Source organism: Viridibacillus soli, from assembly GCF_016612995.1.
In the GTDB taxonomy this organism is placed as follows: Bacteria; Bacillota; Bacilli; order Bacillales_A; family Planococcaceae; genus Viridibacillus; species Viridibacillus soli.
In genome coordinates, this window is record NZ_JAEOAH010000006.1 from 227,828 (window position 1) to 241,739 (window position 13,912).

Below are 13,912 nucleotides of genomic sequence, written 5' to 3' on the forward strand. Positions count from 1 at the left end.
ATACTATTTTGTATACAGTATGTAAATAGTTTTCCCAAAATTATACTGACCACTGCGTCGTCAATCTATCCAGTAGCGCGTTGGGGCAAATGGGTAGACTGGCAGGCTGATTTTTCGGCAGGAATGATTTTCGTACAGGGTCTGCCAGTTTATCTCCTCTCCGTGAACATAGCTGTAGCAGAGATTTTTTGTATCACTAAGCGAAGAAGTGCCCCCCATACCCGCAGAGGTCTCCCAGTTTCTATAATTCTCCATATTTTGCTCATGAAGACTGGAGTAAATCCCTGGTCCGCTCTCTTGTCCATAGCGGAATTTCTCCAGCTTTTCTCGAATTTCTCCTGCAGTTTTGACTTCTAAAGCCAGCCGTATCTGATGGTGAGTTCGTCCCGTAGCAGCTGTATAGCAAACATCTTCTAAATCAACCTCTTCTTCGTTCATTTTCAAGAAACTAATATACGCCTGAATCAAACGAGCGAACGAGTAAAGATTGTTAGCTGACAATGTGAAAACATAAGCAGACTGCCCGCCATCACGCTGTTTTAGCTGTTTTGGTGCTTCTTCTACAATTACATGGCAGTTGGTTCCGCTGAATCCGTAAGAGTTTACACCTGCCCTTCTTGGTGTCTCTTTCTTTCTCCAAGGTTTGGCCCGGTCGCTGATATATAAAGCGGATTGTGTTAAATTTGCCATCTTATTGGGTTCTGAAAAATTAATACTTGGCGGAATGGTCTGTTCCTTTAAAGCCGAAATGACTTTGACAAGGGAAGTTATCCCGGATGCGGCAACTAAGTGACCGGTATTGCCTTTAGAAGAGCCCAAAGCACAAAATTGTTTTTTGGGTGTTCTTTTACGAAAAGCCGACTGAATGCCGCTGATTTCCATTGCATCTCCGATACTAGCTGCAATTCCGTGTACTTCGATATAGTCAATGGTTTCAGGATCAACGTCTGCATCTTTCCAAGCTTCTGTCACTACTTCTTCCAGTGCTTTTGAACTCATTTCGGACAGCTGGCTTCGGCTTCCGTTATTGTTTACCGCGCTACCTTTGATGACTGCGTGAATATTATCCTGATCTTTCAATGCCTTTTTCAACGGTTTGAGCAGCAGAGAAACGACTCCTTCGCCGAATGATGTACCGCCGGGATTACGGTCAAATACACGGGTTTTAATTTCGGGTGTATTTTCTTCCATTCCTACTCCTTTTACATCCGGACTTGAAGGAATAAGAAATACATTGATGCCTCCTGCCACGGCCATTGAGCAGTCTTTATTATTCAATGCTTTACAAGCAGTGTGAACAGCTACCAGCGCCGATGAGCATCCGGTATCAATAACCATGCTCGGTCCAGTCAAATTAAAAGCATGTGAGACTCGGCTGGCCAGGACACTTGTCCAGGAGCCGATCATCGTTTTGAAATCCTTCGCTTGGAGAATCCCTAGGTAAGATGCTAAGAGTTTATTTGTATGGTCATTCCCAATATATACACCGGTACGTGTGCCATTTATAGTGCCCCCCGCATACCCAGCATCTTCAATGGCTTCATATGCCGTTTCCAAAAACAAGCGGTGATACGGGTCCATAATCTGGGCTTCCTCCTCAGAGATCCCGAAATAGTCTGCGTCAAACTGGTCGATGTTTTCTAAAAAACCGCCATTGAAATATTGTTGAGGCGGATGCCCTTTTTTTTGAAAAAGGGCATCCACATCTTTCTTTCGGTTTCCTGTAAACGACTTTTGGACATTGACACCATGGACTGCTTGATTCCAGAAGGTCTGTACATTGTCAGCCCCTGGCAACTTGACGGCGATGCCGATGACGGCTATGTCATCATCAGCTTTATTTAGCATCTTTAATAAATCGAACGCTGTGGATTTATCGATTTCTCCTTTTTGATAAAGTTCCAAAATGGAGCGATTTAGTTTTTCAGTCTGTTTCATGAGTTCCTTCCTTTTATTCCGTCATTTTTGCCATTAAACTTGAAATATCCTCTTCCCCGCTTTCTAAGTTATCCAATAAATCAAGCAGTTCTTGATCTTCTTCATTCTCTGTTGTTGACGCTGCTTCAGCAACACCTGATTTTTCATCAATAAATTGAGCCATTTCAGACACCGTCGGATAAGAGAACATATCTGTTAAATCTACTAATCCTTCATACTCTTTTTCAATTTCTTTGAGCACTTCGGTTGCTAAAATCGAATCCCCGCCCAGTGTATTAAAGTTCTCATAGATATCGATTTCTTCAATATCTAAACCGTATGCATAGATTCGGGCCAAAGTTGTTTCGGTTTTGGTATAATCGGTGCTTTTTCCAATGATATAGACTTCTTTTCTTTCCTTACTCTTTGGTTCGTTTGTTTCTTTTTGTGCATGCTTCTTCAGTTCCCGTGCAATGCTGCTTGACAGTTTAATCGGGAGTTCTTGAGCAGCAGTGGAAGCAAACATTTTATAATTTAACTGCCCTGGAATCACATTTGTCAGTTCATTGGCAACAGCCTGATCCATAATGGAATGCGCTTCCTGATTATTAACCGATTTAAAGAGAGCGACTTGATCTGAAACCTTATAGTCCACAGCCATACCGGTTTCACTCCATGCTGGCCAGTTAATGGTGATCGCTTTTAATCCTCCCTGTCTTCTAAAGTCAGAGAAGGCATTCAGATAGGCGTTTGCAGCTGTATAGTCGCCTTGTCCACGCGATCCAAAGAGTGTGGAAATTGAAGAGAAAGAGACAAATAATTCGATTGGGTCCTTACGGGTCAGCTGATCCAGTATCCAGGTTCCACGCACTTTCGGATTGATTACAGAATCAAAGACTCTCTGTTCCTTTGTAATCAAGAATCCGTCTCCAGCGACACCAGCACAGTGAATAATGCCTTTTATCGGTCCGTGATTTTGGCGTAGCTGATCGAGTGTAAGGCGCATTTCATCATGATTGCAGACATCCGCAGCATAGCTGTGAATTTCTGATCCTCCGGCTTCAATTTCTTGAAGCACTTTTAGTTTTTCCGCAATGGATGCCTCTGCAGATGTTTCTACAAGGTTATTCCATTCGGACTTCGGAGGGAGCCCGCTCCTGCTGAGCAGTGCGATGGTACCAGTTTGTTTAGAGGCAATGTATTTCGCCATTTCCATGCCTATTCCGCCTGTTCCTCCTGTGATTACATACAGGCCGTTGGAGAGAGACGCCTCTTCTTTTGCAAGACTTCCTGCTTCCACACCGGTAAATACTTCTTTATATTTTTGATTGGTTCGATAGGCTGTCCGGAAATCTGGTTGACTGCTGTTAATTTCATTGATTAGAGTCTCTGCCTCGGTCGCATCATCTATATCGATGGTGATGCATTTAATTTTCCCGGACTCCTGAACGACTACTTTAGCTAGAGCTAAGAACGACTGATTAAGCGGTTTAATCGCCTTTTCTTCACCAGACACAGCAGAGGCATAATCGGAAATTAACACCAATTCAATTGATTTGAGGGATTTTTCCCCCTCTATTGCCCGGAACAAATGATAGAAACTGTCCAATCCTCGCAGCTGGGCATTCTCAAATTCGTTGATGTCTGTAATTTCGTCCGCTGCAGTTAAAGAACTCATATGAATAATCTGCTGGACCGATAGGTCTCTTGTATCTTCGAGCAGCATTTTGTAGCTCTCCGGCCTGCCGTTAATAACGTAGCTGTATTTATTTCTTTGTTCATACTCCTCTCCGAATCTGACTTCTATCAACTGGTTCCCCTGTTCCTTCAGGGAAACTGTAAATTCATGGCATATAGCTTTTTCTCCTGTAAATACCAGTACATTTTTCGGCTGTTTTTCAGAGACGGATGGAAGTTCCTCCTGCTCCCAAACTGTTTCAAAATAACGCTGACGGTTGCCTAATTTTCCAATGGTATGGGCATGAATTTTCTTAATTACATAATCTTCAATAATGGCGAACGGCTTGCCGTTTTCATCTGATAATTCAATATTAAAAGTCAAAGTCTCCAGCGTTCCGCCCGTCTTTTCTTCCTTCGGTATATGAGTAATATGTGTATAAAAACGCTCAGGCATTGGCGCATACAATTTAAAGCTTCTATATCCTAAAGGCAGATAAATGTTTCCGTCACCAAAGCTCTGGGTAGATGCATTTACTGCATTATCCAGCATACCTGGATGAAGAGGATAGGAATTTAGATCATTTTCGCAGCCTGTTGGAAGCTTTAATTCAGCGACCACCTCTCGTCTGCCTTTATAGACATGTTGTGCGTTCAGCCAGCGCGGTCCGAATTTAACGGTATTTTTTCCACTGGTTAATTCTTCCTTATCGACTACAACTTCTTTCATATCCGGCTGATTTCTTATGCTTTGAATGTCGCAGTATCTGTCACAGCTTTGTTCTAGCGGATAAATGCTCATTTTTGTGTGCGAATTCCAGGAAACTGCTTCTGTTTCCGGATCTATGGTTTTGCTTACCGCTTTGAAATGCAGATGATCTTCCTGTTTTTGCACAATCAGATGGACTTCTTTTTCGGTTCCATCTTCTACAGCTATCGGTGCCAGGAAGGTAATGTCACGGAATTCCAGACCCGATTCCGGATAATACATTGAACCGATTTCTCTGGCCATATCTACATAGGCGGTTCCCGGGATAATAGCTACGCCGAATAATACATGATCGCTTAATACCCAGTGTTTCTCCCTGCTGAATTTCGTCATATAGACATCCTGGTCCATTGATTGGCTAAGGCATTTTTCCACCATAGGATGTTTTGGTTTTGCGAATCCTTCGTTTCCTTTTAGCTTGGAAACTTTTATTTCGCCCCAATAAACGTTTCGTTCAAAAGGATAAGTCGGCAAGCTCGCTTTTTTTCCGGCTGGATATAAGGATTCCCATTCGATATCCGCATTTCTTACGTAATAATCTCCCAACAGCTGCAGGTGCTGCTGATCAGCAGTATCAAATATTTTTATAAAAGATTGGACTTCCAGGTTCAGTTGTTTTTTTAGATGATCTGTCAGTTCGTTTTCTCCAATCGAAGCCCGTTTATCAGAAACGATTTTCCAAAATCCATAATAAACTCCTTCTTCTTCAATTTGTTTGAAGGATTGCTGTGTTAAATTTCTCAGCTTGGTTCGTAATTCATCCAGGTCATGAGCGATAACAGCGAGACGGTGGGAGAAGTGTCCCCTTCCCGTACTGGCGGTATAGCATAGATCTTCCAAGCTGATATCTGGATCTTGATGAAGAAAATCTGCGTAGCGGTATACCAGTTCTTTTAACAGGTGCTCTTTTTTTGCAGAAAGAAAAAGAAGGTGCGGCACCGGTGTTCTCGAAACAGCGGGTTCTTTGACTGGCGCTTCTTCCAAGATCATATGGCAGTTGGTTCCGCTGAAGCCAAAGCTGCTGATCGCGCCCCGTCTTGGGGTGCTGCTTCTTTTCCACTCCTTGTTTTTATCTACAACAAATAATGGAGAGTTCGGGAAGTCAATATGTTGATTGGGTTCTTCAAAATTTAAATTGGCCGGGATCATTTCATTTTTCAAAGAAAGAATGACCTTTATGATGCCTGCCAGTCCAGAGGCACCAACTAGGTGGCCCATGGATGTTTTAGCAGATCCGATTCCGCAAAATTGATTTTTATTCGTATATTTACGGAAGGCTCTCGTAATCCCTTTAATTTCAATTGGGTCCCCGAGCAGTGTCCCGGTACCGTGCGCTTCAATGTATGAAACAGTTTCTGGTTTGATTTTTGCTTGTTTCCAAGCTCTTGTAATGACATCTTCCTGAGCTTTCGGATTTGGGGCAGTGATCCCATTAGAAGCTCCGTCATTATTAATGGCACTTCCTTTAATCACCGCATAGATTTGATCCCCGTCTTCTTTGGCTTTACTTAATTTTTTCAAAAACAGGGTACCAATTCCTTCTCCGAACACAGTTCCTGTTGACTTTCTATCAAAAGTCCGAACAAGGTTATCTGCTGAAGAAACGGTATTAAGTGCATCTGCTTCTTCATCTTCGTCTTTCTGCTGAGCAGATGTGCCGATGGAAATCCCACCGGCGATTGCCATTTCGCATTCATTATTTCTTAGTGCCTGTGCAGCCATGTGGACAGCCACCAGACCTGAAGAACAAGCCGTATCAATTACCATGCTTGGTCCGCTGAAATTAAAAATATAATTCAGCCGGCTGGCTAAAATGCCTTCCCATGTACCTGTTAAATGCATAGGATCACGTTCAGTGATATAGCGGTAGAAAGTACCTGAGGTACAGTCTCTTCCTAAGAAAATGCCGGTATCTGATCCATATAATTTATTGCCGCCATATCCCGCATCCTCTACAGCGTTCCATGCTGTTTCTAAAAATAAGCGCTGGGCCGGATCCATAAAACGGGCCTCTCGGGGAGGAATGTTGAAAAAGGCTGCGTCAAATTTATCAATATCTTTTAAATATCCGGCTTTTCCTTCTTCTGCTTTTGTTTCTGGCTCGTTTTTAAATGTGTTTCCAAGAAATTCTGCATAATGAGGATTATTGGTTAAAGGCGAAAAATATTTTCTCCGGTCTTCCGGAAAATCGATTAGACAGCTGTTTCCATTAATCAGATTCTCCCAATATTCATCCGGGGTATCTGAGTTGGCAAACTTGCATCCCATTCCGATGATGGCGATGCCTTCTTCCTCATTGGATCCTGAACTGCTTTTTTTCAACTCCAGCAGCATCTCTTTTGCTTCTTTTTCTGGCAGCTTGTTTTTGCCGACTTGTTCTAAAATATATTGTTTAATATGATCCATGATCTTCCTCCTCAATAGGTTAAACTGTCGTTCTTCTCCGGCAGGAGACGGAAGAGCCGTTCCTGCCGGAGCTGTTTTTAGATCAATTTACCAGCATCGCTTGCTGCAATTTTACCTTCAGCTAGCTTTTTCAATATTGCATCAAGATCTTCGTCTGACGTATCTTCTTCCAGCCCGATCGGCTCTTGGAGGGAATCATCTATAAAATCCGCCATTTCCTGAATAGTGGAATATGTGAAGACGTCGGTAATATCCAACACAGAAGGAAAATCTTTTTCCAGTTCTTTTAGCAGATGGATTGACAGAAGAGAATCGCCCCCTGCTTCAAAGAATTTATCTCCCATATCGAATTCATAAAGTCCGAGTACATGAGACCAGGCTTTTGCCACTTTCATTTCAATCAATGTAAAATCGGCTTTTCCCGTTAATACAATCTCTACAGCAGGAGCAGAATTATTCTCCGGTTCGGCCTTTTTAAGCTGATTTAATTTCTTCATTGTCCGGCTGGACAGAGCAATTGACAGATAATCTGTATTTTTTTTCAGCTGTTCATAATTAAAACGGCCGACCAGGACTCTGGAAATACTGCCGCCTGCAAAGGCTTGAAACGCAGTTATTCCTGCTTCGTTAGAAATTGGATCAAGAAGGTTTTTCGTTAAATCTACCTGATGGTTCAGAACCATCCCGGCTTCGGCCCATCCCGACCAGTTAAATGTTAGGGTACCGGAATGCGTTTTATTTCGGTATGCAGCAAATGCATCCTGGTACGCATTTGCTGCACAATAGTCGCTTTGACCTGGAGCTCCAAAGGCTGTCACGAAAGAAGAACTTAGAATAAAGAAATCTAGCTGGTCTTGTTCGGTCAGTTCGTGAAGCAGCCAGGTTCCTTTGATTTTTGGAGCCAGCACTTCTTCAAATGTGCTCGTTTCTTTAGTCATAATGAACCCGTCGCCCGCGATACCTGCGTTATGAATAACGCCGTTGATCCGGCCGTACTTGGCTTTCAGAAGCTGCAGAGTTTCATTCAGCTGTTCTTTATCTGTGATATCAGTACGGCATAGATCAATTGTCGCTCCCTGGCTTTCTATGACCTGGAGCTGCTTGATTTTGCTGTGTGTTTGATCATCGCGGCCACTGTTCATCCATTCTTTTTTATCCGGAAAGTCTGACCGGTTCAGCAGGGCAAGATGACCAGCTCCGGCTGATGACAGATGTTCTGCCGTAGTCAGTCCTACTCCTCCGGTTCCTCCCGTTATGATATACACGCCCTCTGGTTTCAGATGGATGCCTTCTGCAACTGCCGGACGGGAGCTTTCTGTTAAGGATTCCGTGAAACGTTGATGGTTCCGATATGCAGTTAAAAAGGCAGAATCAGACTTGCCTATTTCGGAAAGCAGTTCATTGCTCGTGATTTCGTTATCTGTATCAATGACCCGGACATGTAGGTTCTCATGTTCATATTGGATAGACCTGCTGAAACCAATTAACGCACTATTTTGAGGCTTAATATATTCTTCTGTATGGGTAACTTCGCCGGCATAATTGGTGATGATCACTAATTCAATTGGTGTCCGTAATTTGTTCTGAATCAGCTGCTGGGTCAGATAAAAGAGGCTGCGGACTCCATGGGTCAAAGCTTTATCCAGCATATCGGCGTTTTCTATAACATCAAAATCCATACTCCCTAAGTGGATAATGCGGGAAATAGATTCAGTTTCCAGCTCCTTTACGAGCATTTGATAATCCTCTTGTGTTCCTGAAATTCGATAGGTTTCCGGCGAAAATTTGCAGTAAGTCTCTCCGCTTAAAACATTAATAACCCGGGCCCCTTTTTTGTTGAGAATAGCAGCCAAATCTTTCAGACGACCATTTTTCCCGTGAATGATGACATAACAATCTTTCTCACCGACTTCTGATTTTGGTAAAGGGAGGACATCTGGCATCCATTGAACGGTATGGTAGAGATCTTTATCGGTTTGGACGGCGGGTGATACCAATTCGGCATGACGCATTTTCTTAATCGCATATCCCTCAATCTCTCCGAACACGCCGCCATCTTCATCGATTAATTCAATATCAAAAGTAGCCACTTCCTTATCCCCCTCTTGATGGTCTTTCCTCGTTAACAGACTGTAAAAAGATATGGGAATAGACCGGAAGATTCGGAATTTCTTATACCATAATGGCAGGTACACATCATGTTCAGAACCGGCTGTTCCATTTGCGGCATTGACCGCCCCATCAAGTAAGGATGGGTACATAAAATAACAGGCTGCTTCTTCTCGGAATTCCTCTGACAGTGTTAAGTGGGCCAGCACTTTGTCAGGGTGGATATAAAGATGATTAATATTTCTCCACCTTTGGCCGACTTGAACCGTTGCTTCTTTTAACATCTCGTCATTGAGCTCAAGATGATTTTCAGCTTCTTCTTTGACTGTCTGTAAATCCGTTCTGTTCTTTTCTGGAAGCTTCTGGGCTGTTTGGATATTCCCTTCAGCATGGGTTTCCCAAATCTCTAATTCTTCGTTATAACTGTTGATGGAAAACGATGCTGTTGTTTCACTAATTCTGAGTACGATCTGAACATTTTTTTCTTCGTCTTGCCCGAGTACAAACGGAGAAACAAACAGGACATTGTTCAGTTCTACAAAGTCTGCTTTTAACGCATGTTTCCCGGCAATCTGGGCAATTTCTATGTAGGCTGTTCCAGGAAGTAAATGATTGCCGTTTAGGACGTGTTCCCTTAGTTCCCAGTGGTTCTTTACGCTGAAAACTGTTTCATAGACTACGAGATCCTTAGATCTTACAGCTACCCGGTCAATCAGCGGATGAATTTTCTGTTCCAAATTCCTGCTGATAACTGGAGTCCGGTTTTCCAACCAGCACCGGCTCGGTGTAAAAGGATAAGCCGGCAGGTTTATCTTTTTGTACGGATCTTTATATCGAGATTCCCAATCAATTTCTTTTCCGCTACTGTAAGCTTCTGCGAGCGAATATAAGACCGGATCTATACCTGCTGCTGGTATTTGAGCGGATGGAATGGAACTACTGTCAGAACTGCACCAGATTCCTCTTTCCGGAATGCTCTTGATTGGTTTCTGTAAGAGAAGAAGTTTGGTTTTTAACTCCTCTGTATTTTTGGCTATAACGGCAAGGCGGCAACTGTGATGATGCCGTCCGGTATTGGCTGTAAAACAGATCTGGTTCAAATCAAGTACTTGCTGCTTTTCCAGCAAAGCTGTATAGTCCCTGATCAACCGGCTCAGTCCATCTTCGTTCATGGCAGACAAGGTGAACAAATCGGCGTGCTCCTTCTGCTCTGCGGTTGGTTGAACAGGCGCTTCTTCTAATACAATGTGGCAGTTTGTGCCGCTTAATCCGAATGAGCTGATTCCACAGCGTCTCGGGTGAGGGCTATCTTTCCATTCAAGGAGCCGGTCATTAACAAACACGGGAGAATCGATGAACGGAATCTTTTTATTAGGATATTTAAAATGAATGCTGGGCGGAATTTTTTTATTTTTCAAGGCCAATACGGCCTTGATCAGGCCGGCGATCCCTGCGGCTCCGTCCAGATGGCCGATATTCGATTTAACAGAGCCGACCGCACAGAACTGCCGTTTACTTGTAAAATGTTCAAAGGCATTCTGAATGCCGGCGATTTCCACCGGATCTCCGAGAGGAGTCCCTGTCCCATGGGCTTCAATAAAGGAAATTGTTTCAGGGTCTATTTCCGCCCGGCCCCATGCTTTTAAAATAACGTCTTCCTGGGCCTGAGAATTGGGGGCAGTAATGCCTACAGACTTTCCATCTTGATTTACGGCGCTTCCTTTAATAACACCGTAGATGGTATCTCCATCTTCTAAAGCTTGAGGCAATGATTTTAATAAAATGGCTGCAACGCCTTCTCCGCCTCCTGTACCGTTAGAATTGTGGTCAAAGGTCTTGGTACGGTCATCCGAAGAACGGATTCCAATGTCTTCATTTTCATTGTGAAGTCCAGGTAGAATACCGGCTTTCACACCGCCTGCCAGCGCCATTTCACAGTCTCCGTTAAGAATGGACTGGCAGGCTAGATGGACCGCGACGAGTGAAGAAGAACAAGCTGTATCGACCACGAGGCTTGGTCCTTTTAAATCAAGCAGGTAGCTTAACCGGCTGGCGATGATGGACGTAATGTTTCCAGGGGCAGCCATTGCCAGCAGGTCTGGATTCATGGTTTCGATATAATTTAAATAATTGTTGGTTGTCATGGTACAGAATCCTGCAAAGACACCCGTATTGGATGAGGCCAGTCGGTTCCCTCCGTATCCTGCATCTTCGATGGCAGACCAGGCTGTTTCCAGAAAAAGCCGCTGGTTGGGATCCATCAGAGACGCTTCTTTGGGCGACATTTTAAAGAATTGGTAATCGAACGTATCAATAGCGTTCAGATAAGCTTTATCGAAAAACTGCGATTCATTGGCACCGGGCATGACAGCCGTTAAATAAGGACTGATGTCTTCGATTCGGTTTTTGGGAAAGGAATGAATGCCATCATTTCCAAGACAGAGATTGTCCCAATACTCTTTCAAACTTTCCGAAGCGCCAAATTTCCCAGACATACCGATAATGGCAATCTCTTTACCGGCATGTTCGGGTATTTGTCTGTTGGTTTCGATTAAATCGATATCACTAAAATTTAAGGACATACTTCTTCCCCTTTACGACAAAACTTTATTTTGGATCAGGTCATCTGCATGAGGAAAGATTTCAGTCAGACCAGATTCCTCAAGAATTTGTTCAATTCGTTCTTTTTGCTCCGCTGGGGAGGTTTGCTTGGTTTCCATAATCACAACTAAGAGACGGAGTACTTCTTCCAAATCTTCTTTTTGCGGCGCTGTTTCCGATTGTTCAAATTTTTGCTGAATAGCTTCAATTTGTTTATATGGAGTGACAACTCCGGCTTTATAAGCTTCCTCGTCCCAGTTATGATTTTGCGTACTGACGGCCATTCCTAGTGAGCGAGAGATGAGGGTCATCGGATTAGCCGATACTGCCATTTCTCCTTTGACCTGGCGGACTTCTTCCGGCAGTCCGAATGGATAGACGGTAATGGCCGGTTCAATATTTTTCATCAGCCGGTTGAGCACAGCACCCGGACCCATTTCAAAGGCAAAATCAACGCCTCTAGCTTTTAAATAGCGGATAGACGCTTCCCACTGGACGGGATACGTAATCTGGCGGGTCAGTAGGTCAGTTATTTCTTCTGGTCCTTTGTAAGGCTGAGCAAAGGCATTTGAAATAATGGTCATCGTCATATTGTCAAATGTCATGGAGCGTAGATCTTTCTGTAATTTTTCAGCTGCGGGTTTCATCAGCGGACTATGAAAAGGTGCGCTTACTTTCAAGTAGGTGACATGAGCGCCGATTTTTAACAATGCTTCTTCTGCCTGCTGGACTGCTTTCTTATGGCCGGAAATGACGACTTGCTTCGGACTATTGTAATTGGAAATGACAACCGTATTTCCGGGCGATGATAAATCCAAGCAGAGCTTTTCTACATCTGCGATTTCCATGTTCGTTACTGCAGCCATGGCACCATCTCCTAAAGCAACAGCTTCCTGCATATATCTTCCTCTCTGACGGACTAATTTCAGTGCTTCGGTATAATTCATGGCACCTGCACAAACGAGTGCGGAAATTTCCCCTAAACTATGACCTGCAGCGAAATCAGCCGGCTGCCCTATTTCTTCCATATACACCCGGTAAGAAGCCACGCTCGCCGCTAAAATGGCTGGCTGCGCATTTTCAGTTTTGGTTAATTCTTGGATGTCACCACTAAAACAAAGGTTACTGAGATCCATCGAAAGGGCATCATTGGCTTCTTCCATGGTTTGTCTAGCAACGGAAAATTCGTTGCAGAGATCTTTGGTCATCCCGATATATTGCGAAGCTTGTCCTGGAAACAAAAATATTTTTTTACCCATTTATACATTTTCCTTTCTGTCATCCTGAATGATTAATTGGATGAGTTTCATATATTGGTTGATTAATAGTTCCATTTTTTGATGATTGAACTGCCTGCGGCTGTACTTCAGCGTTAGTTCTGTTTCTCCGCCAGGGGGGGCATAGCATTGCAGACTCAACTCCCATTCCTTTATTCCGCCGTCAGGTACTCCTTCGGAATAGGAGAAATGAGGAATGACATGATAAGGTTTTCTATCCTTCTTTGAACTGAATAGCCGGCTCTCCAGCAGAAGTTCAGCCAACCCGCGGTCTGATGAGATTTTGACTTGGCGGAATAATTGATCAAAATTCAAAATATGTTTCACATTAATTTCCACTGGGTATATATCAGATGACCGGCTATCTGCTGAGTAAATGGTCAGCTTTTTTTGTTTGGTCAATGCTGAGAGTATATATCCATATAAGGAAAGCAGAATGGTGCTGGAATCTATACGATACCTGGATGCCAAGGCTTCGATTTGTTTTTGATCTTTTTCCGTTAATGAGAAAGAAATAGACCCTTCTCCGAGAAAAGGGGGGATAAACCAATCCGGCGGAAACAACAAATTTTTCAGAACGGATTTTTTCCGTCTGTTTTCTATGATAGCAGCCAGTTTTTCGATTGTAGGATTAGCAAAAATATCTGCAATACTGACTTTGTCTGGGAATTTCCCCTCGATCTTTCCATGCATCATGACGAGTCTCATTGAATTTCCGCCTGCATCAAAGAAATTATCCTTTGTTCCCAGGCGTTCTGTTTCCAAGATTTCTTTCCAAATATTCAGCAGCACTTCTTCTGCCTCTGTACGAGGCTTAGCTTGATCCCCGCTGGAAAATACAATTCTGTCAGGGAGAGGAAGCGCCTTTTTATCAATTTTGTCGTTGGCTGTTAAAGGAAGTTCTTTCATTTCAAGCAAGGCAGCTGGAATCATATATTCCGGCAGAAACTTCTTTAAATGGCTTTTGACGGTTTCTGCTTCGAGTGAAATCTCCGGTACGTAGTACCCTGTTAAATAAATTTCTCCATGTGCATCTTGGTTCGCTGTTACCGTTCCTGTAACAATCTCGGGATGCTGAAGCATTCTGTTTTCTACTTCACTTAAGAAAACCCGGTTTCCTCTGATCTTCACCTGATCGTCCGAACGTCCGAAAAAC

General features: G+C 43.4%; 5 protein-coding genes. All 5 read right to left on the reverse strand.

Annotated features, from left to right (window positions below; translation table 11 throughout):
• Window positions 1-60: 60 nt before the first annotated feature.
• On the reverse strand, window positions 61-1,938 hold the full coding sequence (locus JFL43_RS07690) for a beta-ketoacyl synthase N-terminal-like domain-containing protein (RefSeq protein WP_200748539.1): 1,878 nt from the start codon (window positions 1,936-1,938) through the stop codon (window positions 61-63).
• A 13-nt stretch (window positions 1,939-1,951) separates the two neighbouring features.
• A complete protein-coding gene (locus JFL43_RS07695) occupies window positions 1,952-6,769 on the reverse strand; it encodes an SDR family NAD(P)-dependent oxidoreductase (RefSeq protein WP_200748540.1) in 4,818 nt (1,605 codons plus the stop codon).
• Between the two features lie 77 nt (window positions 6,770-6,846).
• A complete protein-coding gene (locus tag JFL43_RS07700) occupies window positions 6,847-11,460 on the reverse strand; it encodes a type I polyketide synthase (protein WP_200748541.1) in 4,614 nt (1,537 codons plus the stop codon).
• A 12-nt stretch (window positions 11,461-11,472) separates the two neighbouring features.
• The gene (gene fabD / locus JFL43_RS07705) at window positions 11,473-12,738 is read right to left on the reverse strand and encodes an ACP S-malonyltransferase (RefSeq protein ID WP_200748542.1); all 1,266 of its coding nucleotides are present in this window, start codon (window positions 12,736-12,738) and stop codon (window positions 11,473-11,475) included.
• On the reverse strand, window positions 12,739-13,912 hold a 1,174-nt coding region (locus JFL43_RS07710; protein WP_200748543.1), incomplete at its 5' end, for a phosphopantetheine-binding protein. It lies immediately after the preceding gene.

Coding starts and splice junctions, on each gene's coding strand:
- JFL43_RS07690 (WP_200748539.1), bottom strand. CDS start 1,938: ATGAAACAGACTGAAAAACTAAATCGCTCCATTTTGGAACTTTATCAA.
- JFL43_RS07695 (WP_200748540.1), bottom strand. CDS start 6,769: ATGGATCATATTAAACAATATATTTTAGAACAAGTCGGCAAAAACAAG.
- JFL43_RS07700 (WP_200748541.1), bottom strand. CDS start 11,460: ATGTCCTTAAATTTTAGTGATATCGATTTAATCGAAACCAACAGACAA.
- fabD (WP_200748542.1), bottom strand. CDS start 12,738: ATGGGTAAAAAAATATTTTTGTTTCCAGGACAAGCTTCGCAATATATC.